Here is a 22,181-nt window from a genome sequence, read left to right as displayed (position 1 = left end):
CTACCTTTCTTAAAGCGACGAGTATTTCTTGCGCAGACGCTGACGAATCAGTTCCGCGAGGGTGTTCATGACGAAGGTGAACAACAGCAGCACCAGCGCCGAGAGGAACAGCACGCGGTAGTGGCTGCCGCCGACTTCCGATTCGGGCATTTCCACCGCAACGTTGGCCGCCAGGGTGCGCAGGCCTTCGAACAGGTTCATTTCCATGACCGGGGTGTTGCCGGTGGCCATCAGCACGATCATGGTTTCACCGACCGCACGGCCCATGCCGATCATCAGCGCCGAGAAGATGCCCGGGCTGGCGGTGAGGATCACCACGCGAGTCATGGTCTGCCATGGCGTGGCCCCGAGGGCCAGGGAACCGAGGGTCAAACCGCGCGGCACGCTGAACACGGCGTCTTCGGCGATGGAATAGATGTTCGGGATCACCGCAAAGCCCATGGCCAGACCGACCACCAGTGCGTTGCGCTGGTCGTAGGTGATGCCCAGGTCGTGGGAGATCCACATGCGCATGTCGCCGCCGAAGAACCAGGTTTCCATGTACGGGCTCATGTACAGCGAGAGCCAGCCCACGAACAGGATCACCGGAATCAGGATCGCGCTTTCCCAACCGTCCGGCACTTTCAGGCGGATGGACTCAGGCAGGCGGCTGAAGGTGAAACCGGCGACCAGGATGCCGATCGGCATCAACAGCAGCAGGCTGAAGATGCCCGGCAAATGTCCTTCCACATACGGTGCGAGGAACAGACCGGCGAAGAAACCGAGGATCACCGTCGGCATCGCTTCCATCAGTTCGATCACCGGCTTGACCTTGCGGCGCATGCCCGGAGCCATGAAGTACGCGGTGTAGATGGCAGCGGCGACGGCCAGTGGAGCGGCCAGCAGCATGGCGTAGAACGCGGCTTTCAAGGTACCGAAGGTCAGCGGTGACAGGCTCAGCTTGGGTTCGAAGTCAGTGTTGGCGGCGGTCGATTGCCAGACGTATTTAGGCTCGTCGTAGTTCTCGTACCAGACCTTGCTCCACAACGCGCTCCAGGAAACTTCTGGGTGCGGGTTGTCGAGCAGCAGCGGTTGAATCTTGCCGCCCGCCTCCACGATCACCCGGTTGGCCCGTGGCGACAGGCCAAAGATGCCTTCGCCATCGACCACCTGATCCACCAGCAAGGTGCGGTGGGCGGTGCTGTGGAACACGCCGAGCTTGCCGGACGCATCAAGGGCGATGAAACCTTTGCGACGTTCTTCAGCGGTGATTTCAACGATCGGCGCAGTGCCCATCTGGAAGTTACGAATCTGCTTCAGACGCAGTTCGCCATCGTGGTCGCGGGCCATGAACCATTGGGCCAGACCACCCTTGGAATCGCCGAGGATCAGCGAGATGCCACCCACCAGCTGAGTACTGGCAGTGATTTGCGCTTCGCCATCATCCAGCAGTTTGTAGCGACCGTTGAGGCTCTTGTCGCGCAGGCTGAACACGTCGGCCTGGGCGCGACCGTTAATCACGTACAGCCACTGCTGACGCGGGTCGACGAAGATATTTTTCACCGGCTCGGTCATCTGTGGCAGATCGATACGTTTCTGCTCGTTGGTGATTTCGCCGGTCATCATGTTTTCTTCGCTGGTCAGCGACAAAACATTGAGTTGCGAACCGGTGGAGCCGACCAGCATCAGCGTCGTATCGGTCGCGTTGAGGCTGACGTGCTCAAGGGCTCCGCCCGCCTCGTTCAGCGCGATCGGCGTTTCGCCGTACGGGTATTCAATGGCTGGCGAGATGGTTTTCTTGCCGTCCGGGTAGCTGACTTTATAAGTGTGACGGAACACCAGCGCCTGGCCGTTGGACAAGCCCACCGCCACCAATGGATGGCCTGGTTGGTCTTTGCCGATGGAGGTCACGGTAGTGCCGGCCGGAATCGACAGATCGACACGCGCGAGTTCAGCGCCACTGTCGATATCGAAGAACAACGCCTGGCCCTTGTCGGAAACCCGCATGGCGACCTGGTTCTGTTCTTCCAGGGAGATCATCAACGGCTTGCCGGCGTCCTGCATCCAGGCCGGCGTGATGGCTTCCTTGGCGGTCAGGTCGGCGCCCTGAAACAGGGGCGCGACAACGTAGGCAAGGAAGAAAAAGATCAGCGTGATCGCGCCGAGAACGGCGAGGCCGCCCACAAGGACGTACCAGCGGGTCAGGCGATCTTTGAGCGCGCGGATGCGGCGCTTGCGTTGCAACTCAGGCGTATTGAAGTCAATTCGCTTGGGGGGATTTGTAGTCATGGTGGAATTGGCCAGATCATTCATTCGCACACCCTAGCGATCCTGTATGACAGAAAGATGACAATGCAGTGACGCAACAAATCCGCCGCCAGCGGGAACTGGCAGTGGACTGGAAATTTGGGGAGGCCGGGTCGCCTGCATGGCAACCCTGAGCCGTTGTAGGAGCAAAGCTTGCTCGCGATTGCGGACTGTCAGTCACATCTTTGTTGAATGTGCCGACGCCATCGCGGGCAAGCCTTGCTCCTACAGGTCCGGGTTTACCCCGGACCTACGGTTTTACTTTTTTGCGACTTCAGCGCCGCCTTCCTGCAGACCCAGGTCAGCCAGTGCTTTTGCAGCAACCTTGGCCGGCAGTGGGATGTAGCCGTCTTTCACCACAACTTCCTGGCCCTGTTTGGACAGAACCAGTTTCACGAACTCGGCTTCCAGCGGGGCCAGAGGCTTGTTCGGGGCTTTGTTGACGTAAACGTAGAGGAAACGCGACAGCGGGTACTTGCCGTTCAGGGCGTTTTCTTCGGTGTCTTCGATGAATTCAGTGCTGCCTTTCTTGGCCAGGGCCACGGTCTTCACGCTAGCGGTCTTGTAGCCGATGCCCGAGTAACCAACGCCATTCAGCGAGGAGCTGATCGACTGCACGACCGAAGCCGAGCCTGGTTGTTCGTTGACGTTTGGCTTGTAATCGCCTTTGCACAGGGCTTCTTCTTTGAAGTAGCCATAAGTGCCGGATACCGAGTTACGACCGAACAGTTGAACCGGCTTGTTGGCCAGGTCGCCGGTCACACCCAGGTCGCCCCAGGTTTTCACGTCGGCTTTGGCGCCGCACAGACGAGTCGAGGAGAAGATCGCGTCGACCTGTTCCATGGTCAGGTGCTGGATCGGGTTGTCTTTGTGAACGAAGACAGCCAAGGCATCCACAGCAACCGGGATAGCTGTTGGCTTGTAGCCGTATTTGGTTTCGAAGGCCTGCAGCTCGTTGTCCTTCATCTTGCGGCTCATCGGGCCCAGGTTAGCGGTGCCTTCAGTCAGCGCAGGTGGCGCGGTAGAAGAACCGGCAGCCTGAATCTGGATGTTTACGTTCGGGTATTCTTTTTTGTAGTTCTCAGCCCACAGGGTCATGAGGTTGGCCAGGGTATCGGAGCCGACGCTGGACAGGTTGCCCGACACACCAGTGGTTTTGGTGTAGCTCGGGATAGCAGGGTCAACAGCGGCAACCGCGTTGGCAGTCGCAACGCCAGCAGCGACAAAAGTCATTGCCGCCATCAAACGCTTCAGTTTCATGCCTTACTCCTAGCAGATAGGTGTGTTAAGTCGGGGCCAAGTATCAGCAGGCCGTGTGAACACTCTATGGCTGAAATATGACAATTGGATGAAAGGCCAGCATTCGAAATACAGAAACACCGAGGCAATGAATCAAGGTTGACAAATCACATTCAAAAGATAGTCTTGTCAATCACGAGAGGAACCGATGATCAACGACCGAATTCGCCGCGCTCGCCTTCTGCGAGGCATGTCCCTGGAAGCCTTGGCACTCCAGCTTGGCGACATCACCAAGCAAGGCCTGAGCAAATACGAGAAAGGGTTAAGTACCCCGAACTCCTCTCGCGTGCTGCAACTGGCCAAGGTGCTGCAGGTCAGTCCCGAGTACTTCTTTCGTGCCGAAGCCGTGCCTCTTGCGCCGCTGGAGTTTCGTAAACTTGCCAAGATGCCCAGGTATCGCCAGGTTCAAGTCGAAGAACAGATTCGTGAACACCTTGAGCGCTACATTGCTCTGGAAGAATGCTTTGACCCGGCAGACATCCAGACTCCGGCCACCCCCGCGCAAATGCTGCCGGTCTCCTCTATTGAGGAAGCTGAGCACGCTGCCGAGGCACTACGCGAATATTGGGGAATTGGCAGCGATCCAATTTCTAACCTCACCGAGCAACTGGAAGAGCACAGCATCAAGGTCGCGATGCTCATGGGGCCGGCTGACTTCGACGGGGCCTGCGCCGCTACCGGTGACGGTCGCCACGTCTTGATTGCACTCAATGCCGAGCGCCCAGGCGAACGAATACGCTTTACCGCAGCACATGAACTCGGTCACTGGGTCATGCAATTACCCGACGACATGCCCGAGCGTGACAAGGAAAACTGCTGCCATCGCTTCGCTGGCGCGTTCCTCTACCCGGCTAAAGGTGTCACCAGTGACTTCGGTAGCCACCCTCGCTCACGCGTCCATCCCCGCGAATTGCTCATCGCCAAGCGCCAATATGGGATCTCGATGCATGCCGCTCTGCGACGCCTCAAAGATTTGAAGCTGCTTAGCGATGGGGGCTACAAATCCATCACCATTCAATTCAGCGCGAACGGCTGGCGCAAGGCCGAGCCTGAACCCTTGCCATGCAAACCACCACAACGTTTTGAATCGTTGGTGTTCTGGGGCTTAGCGGAAGGGTTGATCACCAAATCCCGTGCAGCCGAACTTCTACGCAAACCAGTGAGCGCTCTTGACCCCAATTTTCTGGGCTCACTGGAGAGTGCATGAGTCTGATCTACATCAGCGATACGAATATCTGGATCGACTTCAGAAATGCCGGACTGCTGGAGCAGATGTTCAAACTGCCATTCACTCTTTGCTGCACAGATTTCGTATTGCATGAGCTCGAAGATTTCCCCCATGACGAATTACTCGGTCGGGGATTGATTGTTGAATCCTTCGACGAGCCAGGGGTTACCAGGCTGTTCACTCTCAAAATAGAGCACAACAACAGCTCATTGGCCGATGTGTCGTGCTACCTGCTCGCACAAGAGACAGGTCGGCCGTTGCTCACTGGAGATGGCAAGCTGAGGCGTCAAGCGCAGAGGGATGGGTTACAAGTGCATTGCGCACTCTGGTTGCTCGATTTGATGGTGGAACATCAGGTCATTAAACCCAAGAATGCTGCGGATGCTCTGGACCATATGCTTGAGCATGGAGCACGTTTACCGGCGGGCGAATGTGGAGTAAGGCTTTCGCACTGGCGAAAGCCTTAACAACTGGCGGTTTTAGCGTTATCGACCTTTCTTCCAGAGGTAGGCACCCACCAGAACCCCGACACCACAAATGATCGCTACGTAATAGGCAGGCCCCATCGGGCTTTCCTTGAGCAGCAAGGTGACCACCATCGGGGTCAGGCCGCCGAAGATGGCGTAGGCCAGGTTGTAGGAGAACGACAGCCCGCTGAAACGCACCACCGCCGGGAAGGCTTTGACCATCACGTACGGCACCGCACCGATGGTGCCGACCAGCAAGCCGGTCAAGGCGTACATCGGGAACAGCCAGTCCGGGTGGTTGAACAGGCTGTGGTAGAAGGTCCATGAACTGATCAGCAATGCAGCACTGCCGAACACGAAGACACGACCCGCGCCGAAGCGGTCAGCCAGCGCACCGGAGGCGACGCAACCCAGGCTCAGAAACACAATCGCCAGGCTGTTGGCCTGCAACGCGGTGGTTGGCGAGAAGTGGTACACGGTCTGCAGCACGGTCGGGGTCATCAGGATGACCACGATGATGCCGGCGGACAGCAGCCAGGTCAGCAGCATGGAAATCAGGATCGCCCCGCGATGGTCGCGCAACACGGCGCGCAGCGGCACTTCTTCTGCCAGGGCCTTGCGCAGTTGCAGCTCGGCGAATACCGGCGTCTCGTGCAACCAGCGGCGCAGGTAAACCGAGAACAGGCCGAATACGCCACCCAACAGGAACGGAATCCGCCAGGCGTAATCCGAAACTTCGACCGGGGTGTAAATGCTGTTGATTGCGGTGGCGACCAGCGAGCCCAGCAGGATACCGGCCGTCAGGCCGCAGGTCAGGGTGCCGCAGGCGTAGCCGATGTGCCGCTGCGGCACGTGTTCGGAAACGAATACCCACGCGCCCGGTACTTCACCGCCAATCGCAGCGCCTTGAATTACCCTCATCAGCAGCAACAGGATCGGCGCCCACATGCCGATCTGCGCGTAAGTCGGCAGCAGGCCCATGATCAGGGTCGGCACCGCCATCATGAAAATGCTCAGGGTGAACATCTTCTTGCGTCCCAGCAGGTCGCCGAAGTGCGCCATGACGATGCCGCCCAGTGGCCGCGCCAGGTAGCCGGCGGCAAAGATCCCGAAGGTCTGCATCAAGCGCAGCCACTCGGGCATGTCGGCCGGGAAGAACAGCTTGCCGACCACCGTGGCGAAGAACACGAAGATGATGAAATCGTAAAACTCCAGCGCACCGCCCAGGGCAGACAGCGACAAAGTCTTGTAATCGCTGCGGGTCAGCGGACGTGCGGATTGAGTGGACGGCGCGATGCTCGAGGGCGCTGTGGTCATGGCAAGGCTTCTCTTATAGTCGGATCTGCAACCTCAACAACGCTGGCGGAGGCTTGGGCAGGTCCGGCACGATAGCAAATTGTTCGAAAAAGCACATAGAGGTGCGTATTTGACGGTCGAAATGAGAACCGGACGGTCGTCTCGGAGTCTACCGATCGATATACTCGCAATCTTGCGACAGCTTGCAAGGGTTGCTGTGCGAAGACGCTGCTGGCTCTACCAGTCGATTTCGCAGAGTTTCCCTTTAGGCGCCTTACGAAAAACGTGACGAACGTAGTATGTTCGGGGCTGAATCGTTTTTCCTTGAGACGGCTATTCACCTGAAGTACTTATGAGAGTCACGGGTCAGAGGCACCCCCGGCATGATAGAGCTCGAACAAGAAGATCCAATCCCGCAAGGCGATCTGGCCCTGCAAATTACCGCGCTTCCCCGCGAAACCAACGGCTTTGGCGATATTTTCGGCGGTTGGCTGGTGTCGCAGATGGATTTGGCCGGCACCGCAATGGCCAGCAAAGTCGCGGCTGGCCGCGTGGCTACGGTGGCGATCGACCGCATGGCGTTTCTGGTTCCGGTCGCGGTGGGTGCCCAGCTCTCCTTTTATACCCAGGCGCTGGAAATCGGCCGCAGCTCGATTCAGATGATGGTCGAAGTCTGGAGTGACGATCCGCTGTCCAGCGAATGGCGCAAAGTGACTGAAGCCGTGTTTGTGTTCGTCGCCATCGACGGCAGCGGTCGCACCCGTTCGGTTCCGCCAAGAGCTCGTTAAACACTGCGACCTTTCTGCGGTCCATTGCAGTCATTGTTCCTGATCGAGAGTTGCCCCATGAGCACGCCCAACGTTGAAGCCGTGAAACTGGATGAACTGAACTGCTGGCGCATCCGCCACGGGCAGGCCGAATTGCTGGTTGCCCAGCAAGGCGCGCACATCCTCAGTTATCAAGTGGCCGGGGAACCGCCGCTGATCTGGCTCAACGACGAGGCAGTGTTCAAGGCTGGCAAGAGCATCCGCGCCGGGGTTCCGGTGTGCTGGCCGTGGTTCGGCAATCTGGCGCGTAACCCGCAGAGCGTTCAAGCCATGCGCGTCAGCAACGAAGCGCCGACCGCCCACGGGCTGGTAAGGGCAATGGATTGGGAACTGGGCGGCATTGAAACCGAGGGCGAAAGCCTCAAGGTGGAGTTTGTTCTGCCTTACCCTGAAGGCGGCTTGCCTGGCTGGCCGCATCAGGTGGATTTGAAGCTGAGCATTCGTCTGGATGAGCAACTCCACATCAGTCTGACCAGCCATAACCAGGGCACAGACAAAGTCACCATCAGCCAGGCGCTGCATAGCTATTTCGCGGTCAGCGATGTACGCGAAGTGCATGTCGAAGGGCTGGATGGCTTGAGTTACATCGAAACCCTGGACGACTGGAAAACCGTCACTCAGACCGGCGATCTGCGTTTTGCCGGCGAGACCGATCGTATCTATCTCAATACCCCGGCGAAGCTGAGCATTGTCGATCCGGCCTGGGAACGGCGCATCGAGCTGACCAGCAGCGGTTCACGCTCGGCGGTGATCTGGAATCCGTGGATTGAACGCGCCGCGGCGTTCAGCGACATGGCCGACGATGGCTGGCAGCGCATGCTGTGCATTGAAACGGCGAACGTGATGGATGATGTGGTGACGCTGGCGCCGGGGGCTAGTCATACCTTGGGCGTCAGCATCGGCGCAAAACCGCTCTAAGTCATACCGCAATACGAAATGTGGGAGCCAGCCTGCTGGCGATGGCGTCATGTCGGTCAAATTGAAAGTATCTGACGGACCGCTATCGCCAGCAGGCAGGCTCCCACAGTTATTTCGGGTGGCTGCTAGAGATCTGATTCTTTTACCACCCGCACTTTCGCCGCATCCAGCGCATACGCCGCGTCAGCCAGGTCATTGTTGACCTTCTCGATCTTCAGCGTGCCAGTCACCCACAGCGGTGTATAGATGTCATTCAGCTTCAAACCTTTCGGATAACGCACCAACACCAGTTGGTTTGGGGGCGGTGGTGGCACGTGGATGCAGGCGCCCGGATACGGCACGAGGAAGAACAGCGTGCTGCGGCCCTGGGCGTCGGATTCCAGCGGCACCGGATAACCACCGATGCGGATGTTCTTGTCGTTCATCGACGGCACGGTTTTGGTCGAATACATCACCGCCGGCAAGCCCTTGCTCTGCTTCATGCCACCCTTTTTGGTAAAGGTGCCATTGGCTTCGGGGGAGTTGTGGTCGATTTCGGGCATGGCCTCGAGGGCTTTCTGGTCCGACTTGGGCATCAGTTCGAGCCAGTCGGTTTCCGGCAGCTCGCCGGCATGGGCAAGGCCCGAGCCCAATAAAAGGATAGTCAGTAAAAGACGGCGCATGAAGATGCTCGGCAAAGGAGAGGACGGTACAACGCCGAGCATTCTAGCCCTCTCTGCGTGCGGCGCAGAGGGGGCTTTGTCGCTTTGGATCAGTTCTTTTTGATCAAGCCGTAGATCACCAGCAACACCACAGCGCCAACCAGCGCACCGATGAAGCCTGCACCTTCGCCCGCGTGATAGATGCCCAAGGCCTGGCCGCCATAAGTGGCCGCCAGCGAACCGCCGATACCGAGCAGGATGGTCATGATCCAGCCCATGCTGTCATCGCCCGGTTTCAGGAACCGAGCCAGCAGGCCGACGATCAAGCCGATAAAGATGGTTCCAATAATTCCCATGGCATTTCCCTCTGATTGAATGGCTATGCGAAAGCCTAGTCAGACTTCTGCATCCTGCCATGAGAGAACGGCGGCCCCTGAATGGTTCCGCCGCTGCCACATGAAACTGTTTACTCGGCGATGAGCGCTTCGACCTTGAGGATCTGCGCGGCCAGTGTTTCGCGGTTTGCACAACGCAGGTTAGCGTGACCGACCTTGCGACCGACCTTGAACGCCTTGCCATAGTGATGCAGATGGCAATCGGCGATGGCCAGGACTTTCTCGGTCTCCGGTACTTTACCGATGAAGTTGAGCATCGCGCTCTCGCCGACCTTGGCCGTCGAACCCAGCGGCAGACCGGCAACGGCCCGCAGATGGTTTTCGAACTGGCTGCACTCAGCGCCTTCAGTGGTCCAGTGACCCGAGTTATGCACACGCGGGGCGATCTCGTTGGCCTTGAGGCCACCGTCGACTTCAAAGAACTCGAACGCCATCACGCCGACGTAATTCAGCTGCTTGAGCACACGGCTGGAATAGTCTTCCGCCAAGGCTTGCAGCGGGTGGTCGGTGCTGGCCACGGACAACTTGAGGATGCCGCTGTCGTGGGTGTTGTGAACCAGCGGATAGAACCTGGTTTCGCCATCGCGAGCGCGCACGGCGATCAACGAGACTTCACCGGTAAACGGCACGAAGCCTTCCAGCAGGCAGGCCACGCTGCCCAGCTCGGCGAACGTGCCGACCACGTCTTCAGGCTTGCGCAGGACTTTCTGGCCCTTGCCGTCGTAACCCAGGGTGCGGGTTTTCAGCACGGCTGGCAGACCGATGGAAGCCACTGCAGCGTCCAGATCGGCTTGCGATTGAATGTCGGCGAACGCCGGGGTGGGAATCCCCAGGTCCTTGAACATGCTCTTCTCGAACCAGCGATCACGGGCGATGCGCAAGGCTTCGGCGCTCGGGTACACCGGGACGAATTGCGACAGGAACGCCACGGTTTCGGCCGGGACGCTTTCGAACTCGAACGTCACCAGATCGACTTCATCGGCCAGCTGACGCAGGTGGTCCTGATCGCCGTAATCGGCCCGCAGGTGTTCGCCCAACGCGGCTGCGCAAGCATCCGGCGCGGGGTCCAGGAAAGCGAAGTTCATGCCCAGCGGAGTGCCCGCCAGCGCCAACATGCGACCCAACTGGCCGCCACCGATTACACCGATCTTCATCGTCAACAACCTCAGGCGATGCGTGGGTCTGGATTTTCCAGGACGCTGTCTGTCTGTTCAGCGCGAAATTTTTTCAGCACCGCGTGGAACTGCGGGTGCTTGGCGCCGAGAATGCTCGCCGAGAGCAGCGCGGCGTTGATCGCACCGGCCTTGCCGATGGCCAGGGTGGCGACCGGAATGCCCGCGGGCATCTGCACGATGGACAGCAGCGAATCGACGCCCGAGAGCATCGACGATTGCACCGGCACGCCCAGCACCGGCAAGTGGGTCTTGGCCGCACACATGCCTGGCAAGTGCGCCGCGCCGCCGGCACCGGCGATGATCACCTCGATGCCACGCGCCTCAGCCTCTTCGGCGTACTGGAAGAGCAGGTCCGGGGTGCGGTGGGCAGAGACCACTTTCACCTCGTAAGGAATGCCGAGCTTTTCCAGCATATCGGCGGTGTGGCTAAGGGTGGACCAATCGGACTTGGAGCCCATGATCACGCCAACCAGTGCACTCATCGTCGTGCCTCTTCTCTCTGGGCGCCCGCAGGCGCGTCAAAAAACAACAAGCCACGCAATATGCGTGGCTTGATTGTACGAATTATGGCCGGACGAACCGGCCGAAGGCCGCGCAGTATACCTCAATGAAGCAGATAAACAGCCCCCGATACGACCATCTGTCATACGGCGCAAAGTGCCGGTTTTATTGACTCGAAGGTCAACCAAATACACCACAAATCCCTTGTGGGAGCGAGCCTGCTCGCGATAGCGGTCGTCCATCCAACATTGATGCTGACTGACACACCGCCATCGCGAGCAGGCTCGCTCCCACATTTGATTTTCAGCGGTCTCAGGATCCGGTTGTTCCTTGGGCTGCGCCGCCTTCCAGTTTGCGCCACAGCAACCGCACGTTCGCCTTGCGCACCAGCGCGCAGCGGTACAGACGAATCTCCAGCGGCACATGCCATTGCGGGCCGCCGCACACCACCAGCTCACCCCGAGCCAGTTCGGCGCGCACGCTGAGCCGCGGCACCCAGGCAATGCCCAATCCTTCCAGCGCCATGCTTTTAAGGCTGTCGGCCATGGCGGTCTCATAGATGGTGGTGAAGCGCAGCGCACGCTGACGCAGCAGCATGTTCACCGAACGCCCGAGAAATGCACCGGCGCTGTAGGCGAGCAGCGGCACACTGCCTTCGCCTTCCAGATCGAACAGCGGCTTGCCCTCGGCGTCCGCCGCGCAAACCGGGAGCATTTCGGTATTGCCAAGGTGCAGCGACGGAAAAATTTCCGGGTCCATCTGCATCGCGGCATCCGGGTCGTAGAACGCCAGCATCAGATCGCAACCGCCTTCACGCAGGGCATGCACGGCATCACCGACGTTGGTCGCCACCAGGCGCGTCGCGATGTTCAGGCCTTCATTACGCAACTGCGCGATCCAGCGCGGGAAGAAACCCAGCGCCAGGGAGTGAGCGGCGGCGACCTGCATCACCTCGCCCTGCCCGCCTTCCAAGTGATGAAGGTGACGCAACACTTCACCGAGCTGCTCGACCACCGTCCGCGCGGTGACCAGAAACAGCTGCCCGGCCGCCGTCAGTTCGATCGGCGTGCGCGAGCGATTGACCAGGGTCAGCCCCAGCGCGGCTTCAAGGCTGCGGATCCGTCGGCTGAATGCCGGCTGAGTCACGAAGCGCCGTTCGGCAGCCTGGGAGAAACTGCGGGTGGCGGCCAGGGCACTAAAGTCCTCAAGCCATTTACTTTCAAGGTTCATCACGGCCTCCCGGACACGCACCAATTTAGGTCACACGCTCGCCGCAGACACGGCGTCACATGGGCATTATGCCGAATGTGCATAGGCTAGTGTTTAACAGCATTGGCCCAAAATTCTCCACAAGCCTAGCATTTGCAGTGTTCCGGCACAGACCGGGTCCATATCGAGATGATTTCTATCATGTCCTCCGCTGCATCTTTCCGCACAGAAAAAGACCTGCTTGGCGTACTCGAAGTACCTGCTCAAGCGTATTACGGCATCCAGACCCTGCGAGCGGTGAACAACTTCCGTCTCTCCGGCGTTCCGATTTCGCATTATCCGAAGCTGGTTGTCGGCCTGGCGATGGTTAAACAAGCCGCCGCTGACGCCAACCGCGAGCTGGGTCACCTGAGCGAAGCCAAGCACGCTGCCATCAGCGAAGCCTGTGCACGTTTGATCCGCGGCGATTTCCACGAAGAATTCGTAGTGGACATGATTCAAGGCGGCGCTGGCACTTCAACCAACATGAATGCCAACGAAGTCATCGCCAACATCGCGCTGGAGGCCATGGGTCACCAGAAGGGCGAATACCAATACCTGCACCCGAACAATGACGTGAACATGGCGCAGTCGACCAACGACGCCTACCCGACCGCGATCCGTCTGGGTCTGCTGCTGGGTCACGACGCGCTGCTGGCCAGCCTCGACAGCCTGATCCAGGCGTTCGCCGCCAAGGGCCAAGAGTTCGCTCACGTCCTGAAAATGGGCCGTACCCAACTGCAAGACGCTGTGCCAATGACCCTCGGCCAGGAATTCCGCGCATTCGCCACCACACTGGGCGAAGACCTGGCCCGTCTGAAGACGCTGGCCCCGGAACTGCTGACTGAAGTGAACCTGGGCGGCACCGCGATCGGTACCGGCATCAACGCCGACCCGCGTTACCAGCACCTGGCTGTTCAGCGCCTGGCCCTGATCAGCGGTCAACCGCTGGTTCCGGCTGCCGACCTGATCGAAGCCACCTCCGACATGGGCGCCTTCGTGCTGTTCTCCGGCATGCTCAAGCGCACTGCGGTCAAGCTGTCGAAGATCTGCAACGACCTGCGCCTGCTGTCCAGCGGCCCACGCACCGGCATCAACGAAATCAACCTGCCAGCGCGTCAGCCAGGCAGCTCGATCATGCCAGGCAAGGTCAACCCGGTTATCCCGGAAGCGGTTAACCAGGTAGCGTTCCAGATCATCGGCAACGACCTGGCGCTGACCATCGCAGCCGAAGGCGGCCAACTGCAACTGAACGTGATGGAGCCGCTGATCGCGTTCAAGATCTTCGACTCGATCCGCCTGCTGCAACGCGCCATGGACATGCTGCGCGAGCACTGCATCGTCGGCATCACTGCCAACGAAGAGCGCTGCCGCGAACTGGTCGAGCACTCGATCGGTCTGGTCACCGCGCTGAACCCGTACATCGGCTATGAAAACGCTACCCGTATCGCCCGTATCGCCCTCGAAAGCGGCCGCGGCGTGCTGGAACTGGTGCGCGAAGAAGGCTTGCTCGACGATGAAATGCTCGCCGACATCCTGCGCCCGGAAAACATGATTGCTCCGCGTCTGGTTCCGCTTAAGGCTTGATCAAACGCTGCACACGCTCACCAGGTCGAGGGACTAGACACCTCTCACCTTTTGAGGGCTTGGGGATTTATTCCCCAAGCCCTTTTTTTTAACTATTTGGCAGCAAAAGGATGTCTGGAGGCTGAGAAATGTGGGAGCGAGCCTGCTCGCGAAAGCGGTTGTTCAGTCACATCGATGCTGGATGTGCTACGCCTTCGCGAGCAGGCTCGCTCCCACAGAAAAGCAGCTCCCGCATAAGCCTGGCACCGAAAATGTCAGGTGATTCAAAGCCTTGCTACATCGCTTGCACCACAACCGTGCAGACGGACGGCGCGCTCATAGGTATAGTGCCGCCCCTCTTCGCGTGAGCGGTCGTCGGTAACGAGGCCCAAACCCATGCGAAACCCGAACTAATAACAAACCCGCAATATGAAATCGGGACGAACCTTCGCCTCACCTGTTTTGCCGCGCGCAATCCGGTGTAACGCGATATTTCTGACCGCACAGCATTTGCCTACACAAAAAACAGCGAGGAATAATCCATGCTCGAAGTCATTAACGACTTCCTCTCAGGGAAAGTACTGATCGTGCTCATTGTCGGGCTCGGTAGCTACTTCACGATCCGCTCGCGTTTCGTTCAATTGCGTCACTTCTTCCACATGTTCGCGGTGTTCCGCGACAGCCTCAAAAGCAGCGCCGGGCAACTCAGTTCGTTCCAGGCCTTGATGCTCAGCCTCGCCGGCCGCGTCGGTGCGGGTAACATCGCCGGTGTCGGTATCGCCGTGACCCTGGGTGGTCCAGGTGCGGTGTTCTGGATGTGGGTGACCGCGCTGGTCGGCATGTCCAGCAGCTTCTTCGAATGCTCCCTCGGCCAGCTCTACAAGCGCTGCGATTCCGACGGCACCTACCGTGGCGGTCCGTCCTATTACATCCAGCACGGCCTGCAGAAACGCTGGCTGGGCATGATCATGGCGTTCCTGCTGCTGATCACCTTCGGCTTCGCTTTCAACGGTCTGCAATCCCACGCCGTGACCCACTCGCTGAACAACGCGTTCGGCCTCGACACCACTTACACCGGTCTGGCCCTGGCGGTGTTGCTAGGTCTGGTGTTCATCGGTGGGATCAAGCGCATCGCCAAGGTCGCTGACCTGCTGGTGCCGGTGAAAACCCTGGTGTACATCGGCGTGACCATCTACGTGATCGTGCTGCAATTCGATCACGTGCCGGCGATGCTGATGACCATCGTCAAAAGCGCCTTCGGTCTGGATCAAGCCTTCGGCGGCCTGATCGGCAGCGCCATCGTCATGGGCGTGAAGCGTGGCGTGTTCGCCAACGAAGCAGGCCTGGGCAGTGCGCCAAACGTGGCTGCTGTCGCGTCGGTCGAGCACCCGGTGGCACAGGGTGTGGTTCAGGCGTTCAGCGTGTTCCTCGACACCTTCGTGATCTGCACCTGCACCGCGTTGCTGATCCTGCTCTCGGGCTTCTACACCCCAGGCTTCGAAGGCGATGGCATTGCCCTGACCCAGAACTCCCTGGCCGCCGTGGTCGGTGACTGGGGCCGGAGTTTCATCTCCGTGGCCCTGTCGTTGTTCGTGTTCACCTCGATCCTCTACAACTACTACCTGGGCGAGAGCAACCTGCGTTTCCTGATCGGTGAAAACCGCAAAGCGCTGATCGGCTACCGCGCGCTGGTATTGGTGCTGATCTTCTGGGGCGCTATCGAAAACCTCGGCACGGTGTTCGCTTTCGCGGACATCACCATGACCCTGCTGGCATTCGTGAACCTGATCGCGCTGTTCCTGCTGTTCAAAGTCGGCATGCGCATCCTGCGTGACTACGATGACCAGCGCGCGGCCGGCATCAAGACGCCCGTGTTCGATTCGAGCAAATTCCCGGATCTGGACCTGGACTTGAAAGCGTGGCCAGCCAATCCGCCAGCGGCCGCCACCAAGGCTGAAGCCGAGCCGCAAGGCGTACCCGCAGCGCAACGCTGATCGGTAAACGACGGGTGCACAACCTGTGGGAGCCAGCCTGCTGGCGATGACGGACTGTCAGATGACACATTAGTGTCTAACATACCGCTATCGCGAGCAGGCTCGCTCCCACCTGCCAGGAGATTTCCCCCATGACTCCCAATTCCTTCCCTGCCGCCCAGCACGTCATGGTGCTCTACACCGGTGGCACCATCGGTATGCAAGCCAGCGCCCACGGCCTGGCCCCGGCGTCCGGTTTCGAAGTACGGATGCGCGAGTATCTGCACAGCCAGCCTGACCTGGTCGTGCCGCAGTGGCGCTTTCGTGAGATGTCGCCGCTGATCGACAGCGCCAACATGACCCCTGATTACTGGCAGCAACTGCGTGAAGCGGTCGTCGACGCCGTCGATGTCCAGGGCTGCGACAGCGTGTTGATCCTGCATGGCACCGACACCCTCGCCTACAGCGCGGCGGCCATGAGTTTTCAATTGCTTGGTCTGCACGCCCGCGTGGTGTTCACCGGTTCCATGCTGCCGGCCGGCGTGGCCGACAGCGATGCCTGGGAAAACCTCAGTGGCGCGCTGGTTGCTTTGGGTCAGGGCCTGGCGCCGGGCGTTCATCTGTACTTCCATGGCGAGCTGCTGGACCCGACCCGTTGCGCGAAGGTGCGCAGTTTCGGTCGTCATCCGTTCAAGCGACTTGAGCGTCAGGGTGGCGGTGAAAAGGCTTCTTCGATACCGGCATCGCTGACCTACAACCAGCCCAGGCAATTGGCGAAAGTCGCTGTGCTGCCGCTGTTCCCCGGCATCGGCGCCGAGATACTGGACGGCCTGCTCGACAGCGGCATTCAAGGCCTCGTGCTGGAGTGCTACGGCAGCGGCACCGGACCGAGCGACAATCCAGAGTTCCTCGCCAGCCTGGAACGGGCGCGGGACAAGGGTGTTGTGGTGGTCGCGGTTACGCAATGCCATGAAGGTGGCGTCGAGCTGGATGTTTACGAGGCAGGAAGTCGGTTGCGCGGTGCAGGCGTGCTTTCGGGTGGCGGCATGACTCGCGAAGCCGCGTTCGGCAAGTTGCATGGCTTGTTGGGTGCCGGGCTCGACACCGCTGAAGTTCGGCAGCTTGTAGAACTCGACCTCTGCGGTGAGCTCACCTGACACCCTGCAAAACCCTGTGGGAGTGAGCCTGCTCGCGATAGCGATCGTCCATCCAACATTGATGCTGACTGACACACCGCCATCGCGAGCAGGCTCGCTCCCACAGGATCTCCATCAGGCATGTAACTTGCTGCCGTTCCAGCATCCCAAGGCTGGAACACCCCATGCTCCACTCCCACCTCACCACCCTCAACGCTGTCTCTCTGGTGCTCAACACCTTCAAGGCCGAGGGCTTGTCCAGCGAAGCGCTGCTGGCCGGCAGCGGCATCAGCGCGGCGGATCTGAGCCGGGCGGATACGCGTATCACCACCAATCAGGAGATGCAGGTCTGCGCCAACGCCGTCGCGCTCAAGCGTGACATCGGCCTGGAACTGGGCCGGCGAATGCATGTTTCGTCCTACGGCATGCTCGGGTACGCCTTACTCACCAGCGCCACTTTAGGTGACGCCTTGCGGCTGGCACTGCACTATCCGGCGCTATTAGGAACACTGTTCGAGTTGAGCCTGGAAGAAGATAACGAGCGCATCTGGCTCACCGCTGGCGACTATCGGGAAAACCCTGCGCTGGCGCCATTCAATGTCGAGTTTTGCCTGGTGTCGATGAAGGTCACTTGCGAAGACCTGCTCGGCCAACCGTTGCCGCTGCTGGGCGCCCGCTTCGAATACCCGGCGCCGGACTATCAGGCACGCTACACCGAACGTTTCGATTGCCCCTTGCAGTTCGACGCTGCGTCCAACGCCTTTGCCTTCGACAAAGCCTGGCTGGAGCACCCCCTGCCTCTGGCCGACGCCGTCACCCATCAGGCCATGGCCGAACGCTGCCGCAAACAAAACACCGAGTTCACGGGTCGTCAGGTTTGGCTGGGCCGCATCCGCCAACTCCTCGCCGCACAATTGAGCGCAGCGCCGGGCCTGGATGGGCTGGCTGAACAGTTGAACTGCTCGGCACGCACCTTGCGCCGACATCTCAAGGACTTGGGGTGCAGCTATCAAGAGTTGCTCGATGAACTGCGGTTCGAGCAGGCCAAACGCATGCTCTGCGAGGACCAACTGCCGATCTATCAAATCGCCGAGGCATTGGGGTTCAGCGAGACCGCGAGTTTCCGTCATGCGTTCGTGCGCTGGAGCGGCGTGGCGCCGAGTCAGTTCAGGCCCTGACCACCCACTGATCGTTCCCACGCTCTGCGTGGGAATGCAGCCAGTGACGCTCTGCGTCACCGGGACGCGGAGCGTCCCAAGAGGCATTCCCACGCAGAGCGTGGGAACGATCGGCCAGGGCTCGCGCCAATAAGGGGGCGAATTCCGGTCAATTCTTTTGGCCATATCGATCCCCTTTTGGCCTTTCCTGCCGTTCTCTCAAACGCCGCGCGCCGCAAGACTGTGTTCAACCGAATCAGCCTGCGGAGAACAAGAAATGCTGACGATCTACTCGGACGATCACCACCTGCACCACGGCCGTTGCGAATTGATGGACGGGCAACTGATGCCCTGCTTCGAAATGCCTTCGCGAGCCGACCATGTTCTGCAGCGCGTGCAGTGCCGCGACCTCGGTCCGGTCGAAGCGCCGCAGGATTTCGGCCTCGCCCCGATCGCGCGCGTCCACAGCCGCGACTATCTCGACTTCTTCAAAGGTGCCTGGGCGCGCTGGACCGAATTCGGTACCGACGGCGACTTGCTGCCCTACACCTGGCCGGCCCGCACCCTGCGCCGGATCATCCCCACCAGCCTGCACGGCCAACTCGGTTATTACAGCTTCGACGGCGGCGCACCGATTACCGCCGGCACCTGGCAAGCGGCGTACAGCGCGGCGCAAGTCGCGTTGACCGCTCAAGCCGTCATTCAACGCGGCGCCCGCAGTGCCTTCGCCCTGTGTCGCCCACCAGGACATCACGCCGCCAGCGATTTGATGGGCGGTTATTGCTACCTCAACAATGCCGCCATCGCTGCACAGGCGTTCCTCGATCAGGGCCATAAAAAGGTCGCGATCCTCGACGTCGATTACCACCACGGCAATGGCACTCAATCGATTTTCTATGAGCGCAGCGACGTGCTGTTCACCTCGATCCATGGTCATCCCGAAGCCGAGTTCCCGTTCTTCCTCGGCTATGAAGATGAACGGGGTGAAGGGGCCGGCGAAGGCTTCAACTTCAACTACCCTTTGCCCGCCGGGAGCGGTTGGGACAGTTGGAGTGCCGCGCTGGAACAAGCCTGCAAAGAGATCGAAAAGTACGGCGCCGATATCGTCGTCGTCTCCCTGGGCGTCGATACGTTCAAGGACGATCCGATCTCCCAGTTCAAGCTCGACAGCCCGGATTACCTGGCCATGGGCGCACGCATCGCGGGCCTCGGCAAGCCAACGCTGTTCGTGATGGAAGGCGGCTATGCGGTAGAAGAAATCGGCATCAATGCCGTGAACGTTCTCGAAGGTTTTGAAAGCGCCCAATGAGGAATTAGACCAATGATCAGTCTCAAGCGTTTTATCGCTCCCGCTCTGTGCGCCACCGTGCTCAGTGGCGCCGTTCATGCTGAAGAGCGAACGTTGCGCGTCTACAACTGGTTCGACTACATCACCCCCAAAGCGCTGGAAGACTTCAAGGCCCAGAACACCCAGACCAAACTGGTCTACGACATCTTCGACACCAACGAAGCGCTAGAGGCCAAGCTGCTGACCGGCAACTCCGGTTATGACGTGGTGGTGCCGTCCAACGTGTTCCTTGCCAAGCAGATCGAGGCCGGCGTTTTCCAGCCACTGGACCGCAGCAAACTACCGAACTGGAACCACCTCGATCCCAAGCTGATGAAGCTGATCGAAGCCAACGATCCGGGCAACAAATTTGCCGTGCCATACATGTACGGGACCATCCTGATCGGCTTCAACCCGGACAAGATCAAGGCTGCGCTGGGTGACAACGCACCGGTGGACAGCTGGGACCTGATCTTCAAGGAAGAGAACATCAGCAAGCTCAAGCAGTGCGGCGTGGCCTTGCTCGACTCGCCGTCGGAGATTCTGCCACTGGCCCTGCAACACCTCGGCCTGGACCCCAACAGCAAGAAACCGGCGGATTACGAAAAGGCTGAAGCACTGTTGATGAAGATTCGTCCGTACGTCACCTACTTCCATTCCTCGAAGTACATGGCCGACATCGCCAACGGTGACATCTGCGTCGCGGTCGGTTATTCCGGCAGCTTCTCCCAGGCCGCCAACCGCGCCAAGGAAGCCAAGAACGGCGTGATCGTCGACATGCGCCTGCCCAAAGAAGGCGCGCCGATCTGGTTCGACATGCTCTCCATCCCCAAAGGCGCGAAGAACCCGGAAGACGCCTACACCTTCATCAACTACTTGTTGCAGCCGCAGGTGATTGCGCCGGTCAGCGACTTCGTCGGCTACCCGAACCCGAACAAAGACGCCACGGAAATGGTCGACCCGGCGATCCGCAACAACCCGAACCTGTACCCGACCGAAGCGGCGATGAGCACGCTGTACACCCTGCAACCGCTGCCCCGTGACGCCGAACGGGCGCGGACCCGGGCCTGGACCAAGATCAAGTCGGGGACCTGAAACCTGACGGATGTCCTCGACCTCAGGGACGCCAAGCCTTTTGCAATCGCCCGAGCGCTGCGCTGATCGCCGCCTCGGGCACCGCCGCAAAACCCAGCACCAGCCCCGCTCGCTGATCCGCCGGAGTACTCGAATCCGGTAGCCAGTAACTGCTCAGGCCATTGATTTCGACATCGACACTCACGGCCGCTTCGATCAATTCGCGTTCACGGGCCTGAGTGTCGACCGCCACCGTCAGGTGCAGCCCTGCCGCCACACTCGGCAGGCTGCCAACCCCGGGAATGTCCGAGGGCCAGTTGGCCAGAAGCGTATTGCGACGACTCAACGCGGCGCGGCGCATGCGGCGGATGTGCCGTTGGAAATGCCCGGCCGCCATGAACTCGGCCATGACGGCCTGGGTGCTCACCTCGGAATGCCGAACATCGACCGCGCGACGCTGGGCGAAAGCGTCCACCAATGCCGGTGGCAGCACCAGATAACCCAAGCGCAATGCCGGGAAAGCCACTTTGCCGAAGGTGCCGACGTAGAGCACCCGCCCGTGACGATCCAGCGCAGCCAGCGGTGCCAGTGGCGCCCCGCTGTAACGGTATTCGCCGTCGTAATCATCCTCCACGATCCAACCTTCGGTTCGCTCGGCCCAGGCCAACAACTCCAGCCGCCGCGCCAGACTCATCACCACCCCGGTCGGGTATTGATGTGACGGCGTGACATAGGCCAATCGACAATCGTCGAGCCCGTTCAATTCGGTGCAGTCGATGCCCTCGCTGTCCACCGCCACCCCGTCCAATCGCGCACCGGCCACGGCGAATGCATGACCTGCCGCCCGATATCCTGGATTCTCGATCGCCACGCCATCGCCTGGCTCAACCAGCAGCTGTGCACAAAGGCTAATCCCCTGCTGTGCGCCACTGGTGATCACTATTTGCTCAGCCGTACACTGCATTCCCCGGGAGCTGCGCAAATACGCGGCAATCAGGCCGCGCAAACGGGCGTCGCCTGCGGGATCGCCGTAACACAACTGCTGCAAATCCGGTTTACGCCAGAAAGCCGCATTCAGCTTGGCCCACACCTCGAAAGGAAACAGGTCGAACGCCGGTACACCGACCCGAAACGCACGAGGCGGACCACTCGGCGGCAAGGCCAAATGGTTCTTTTCCACGCGACCGAGTGCACCGCTGTGGATAACTTTGCTGGATGAAACCACAGGTAAATCCAGCCAATTTGTGGATAAGGCTGTGGGTAACCCTGTTGACAACCCTGTGGATACTTTTGTGGATAGTTTTTTCACCGGCAACACGGATTGAGGCAATTGCGCGACATACGTCCCGTCACCTACACGTCCTTCAATAAAGCCCTCGGCGTAGAGCTGATCGTAGGCCCGAACCACGCTGTTTCGGGAAATCGACAATGCCGCCGCCAGATCGCGACTGGCCGGTAATCGCGTACCGCTGGCCAGCCGACCGTCGAGTACTCGCACCCGCAAGGCTTGATAGAGCTGACGACTCAAACCCTGACGGCGATCGAGTTCGATACCCGCCGGGTTGAATGACAAGGACAGTGGGTCGCGGGTCATGGCAATGGACCTATGAAATTGGTCGTTAATGGCTCTTACAACAGACCAATAGCCTGCCTAGGATGCAGGCATT

The 22,181-nt window shown here is 59.8% G+C and carries 19 protein-coding genes; 10 read left to right on the top strand and 9 right to left on the bottom strand.

The annotated features are described in order from the left end of the window. Positions 1–9 precede the first annotated feature (9 nt). Both IB252_RS12090 and IB252_RS12085 read right to left on the bottom strand, forming a co-directional pair. Positions 10–2,043, bottom strand: coding sequence for an ABC transporter permease subunit (locus IB252_RS12090; RefSeq protein ID WP_192409296.1), 2,034 nt, complete (start codon positions 2,041–2,043; stop codon positions 10–12). A gap of 501 nt (positions 2,044–2,544) precedes the next feature. Then, the gene (locus tag IB252_RS12085) at positions 2,545–3,546 is read right to left on the bottom strand and encodes a phosphate ABC transporter substrate-binding protein PstS (RefSeq protein WP_111448236.1); all 1,002 of its coding nucleotides are present in this window, start codon (positions 3,544–3,546) and stop codon (positions 2,545–2,547) included. 187 nt (positions 3,547–3,733) lie between these two features. On the opposite strand from IB252_RS12085, the gene IB252_RS12080 reads away from it, so the two are divergent. Both IB252_RS12080 and IB252_RS12075 read left to right on the top strand, forming a co-directional pair. Next, positions 3,734–4,792 carry a helix-turn-helix domain-containing protein gene (locus tag IB252_RS12080; RefSeq protein WP_192408846.1) on the top strand — a complete coding sequence of 353 codons (1,059 nt, stop codon included), beginning with the start codon at positions 3,734–3,736 and terminating at the stop codon, positions 4,790–4,792. Next, positions 4,789–5,280, top strand: coding sequence for a type II toxin-antitoxin system VapC family toxin (locus IB252_RS12075; RefSeq protein WP_192408844.1), 492 nt, complete (start codon positions 4,789–4,791; stop codon positions 5,278–5,280). Before IB252_RS12080 ends, IB252_RS12075 begins: the two co-directional genes overlap by 4 nt. An 18-nt stretch (positions 5,281–5,298) precedes the next feature. Here IB252_RS12075 and IB252_RS12070 read toward each other — a convergent pair whose 3' ends face one another. Next, positions 5,299–6,597: an MFS transporter gene (locus IB252_RS12070; RefSeq protein WP_008150042.1), complete on the bottom strand. Its 1,299-nt coding sequence runs from the start codon at positions 6,595–6,597 to the stop codon at positions 5,299–5,301. Positions 6,598–6,959: 362 nt separating this feature from the next. On the opposite strand from IB252_RS12070, the gene IB252_RS12065 reads away from it, so the two are divergent. Together IB252_RS12065 and IB252_RS12060 are read left to right on the top strand one after the other, a co-directional pair. Continuing rightward, entirely contained in the window at positions 6,960–7,364 is a 405-nt protein-coding gene (locus IB252_RS12065) for an acyl-CoA thioesterase (protein WP_111448233.1), read from the top strand. A 57-nt stretch (positions 7,365–7,421) separates the two neighbouring features. Further along, positions 7,422–8,321: a D-hexose-6-phosphate mutarotase gene (locus tag IB252_RS12060; RefSeq protein ID WP_192408842.1), complete on the top strand. Its 900-nt coding sequence runs from the start codon at positions 7,422–7,424 to the stop codon at positions 8,319–8,321. 125 nt (positions 8,322–8,446) lie between these two features. Here the strand turns inward: IB252_RS12060 and IB252_RS12055 are convergent, their stop codons facing one another. The 5 genes from IB252_RS12055 to IB252_RS12035 all read right to left on the bottom strand — a co-directional run bounded on the left by IB252_RS12055 (position 8,447) and on the right by IB252_RS12035 (position 12,263). Continuing rightward, positions 8,447–8,983 (bottom strand): DUF3299 domain-containing protein, encoded by a 537-nt coding sequence (locus tag IB252_RS12055; RefSeq protein WP_192408840.1) that lies wholly within the window; start codon positions 8,981–8,983, stop codon positions 8,447–8,449. Positions 8,984–9,072: 89 nt separating this feature from the next. Further along, on the bottom strand, positions 9,073–9,318 hold the full coding sequence (locus IB252_RS12050; RefSeq protein ID WP_027926291.1) for a GlsB/YeaQ/YmgE family stress response membrane protein: 246 nt from the start codon (positions 9,316–9,318) through the stop codon (positions 9,073–9,075). A gap of 110 nt (positions 9,319–9,428) precedes the next feature. Next, a complete protein-coding gene (locus IB252_RS12045) occupies positions 9,429–10,511 on the bottom strand; it encodes a 5-(carboxyamino)imidazole ribonucleotide synthase (protein ID WP_008150034.1) in 1,083 nt (360 codons plus the stop codon). A gap of 11 nt (positions 10,512–10,522) precedes the next feature. Continuing rightward, positions 10,523–11,014 carry a 5-(carboxyamino)imidazole ribonucleotide mutase gene (gene purE, locus IB252_RS12040; protein ID WP_008150032.1) on the bottom strand — a complete coding sequence of 164 codons (492 nt, stop codon included), beginning with the start codon at positions 11,012–11,014 and terminating at the stop codon, positions 10,523–10,525. Between the two features lie 331 nt (positions 11,015–11,345). Beyond that, entirely contained in the window at positions 11,346–12,263 is a 918-nt protein-coding gene (locus IB252_RS12035) for a LysR substrate-binding domain-containing protein (protein WP_008150030.1), read from the bottom strand. 180 nt (positions 12,264–12,443) lie between these two features. Between IB252_RS12035 and aspA the strand changes: the two genes are divergently transcribed. From aspA to IB252_RS12005, 6 genes are all read left to right on the top strand, one after another. Then, entirely contained in the window at positions 12,444–13,868 is a 1,425-nt protein-coding gene (aspA, locus tag IB252_RS12030; protein ID WP_111448231.1) for an aspartate ammonia-lyase, read from the top strand. 521 nt (positions 13,869–14,389) lie between these two features. Beyond that, positions 14,390–15,841, top strand: coding sequence for an alanine/glycine:cation symporter family protein (locus IB252_RS12025; protein WP_192408838.1), 1,452 nt, complete (start codon positions 14,390–14,392; stop codon positions 15,839–15,841). Between the two features lie 131 nt (positions 15,842–15,972). Then, positions 15,973–16,977 carry an asparaginase gene (locus IB252_RS12020; RefSeq protein WP_192408836.1) on the top strand — a complete coding sequence of 335 codons (1,005 nt, stop codon included), beginning with the start codon at positions 15,973–15,975 and terminating at the stop codon, positions 16,975–16,977. A 164-nt stretch (positions 16,978–17,141) separates the two neighbouring features. After that, positions 17,142–18,134, top strand: coding sequence for an AraC family transcriptional regulator (locus tag IB252_RS12015; RefSeq protein ID WP_192408834.1), 993 nt, complete (start codon positions 17,142–17,144; stop codon positions 18,132–18,134). 256 nt (positions 18,135–18,390) lie between these two features. After that, complete coding sequence (locus tag IB252_RS12010) at positions 18,391–19,422, top strand: histone deacetylase family protein (protein WP_192408832.1); 1,032 nt, start codon at positions 18,391–18,393, stop codon at positions 19,420–19,422. A 12-nt stretch (positions 19,423–19,434) separates the two neighbouring features. Further along, positions 19,435–20,535: a polyamine ABC transporter substrate-binding protein gene (locus IB252_RS12005; protein ID WP_192408830.1), complete on the top strand. Its 1,101-nt coding sequence runs from the start codon at positions 19,435–19,437 to the stop codon at positions 20,533–20,535. Positions 20,536–20,557: 22 nt separating this feature from the next. Here IB252_RS12005 and IB252_RS12000 read toward each other — a convergent pair whose 3' ends face one another. Next, entirely contained in the window at positions 20,558–22,108 is a 1,551-nt protein-coding gene (locus IB252_RS12000; protein WP_192408828.1) for a PLP-dependent aminotransferase family protein, read from the bottom strand. Positions 22,109–22,181: the final 73 nt, after the last annotated feature.

It is taken from the genome of Pseudomonas sp. PDM10, assembly GCF_014852295.1.
GTDB lineage: Bacteria > Pseudomonadota > Gammaproteobacteria > Pseudomonadales > Pseudomonadaceae > Aquipseudomonas.
Note: the sequence above shows the minus strand (reverse complement) of the source record. Positions and strands in the feature narration are given on the sequence as shown.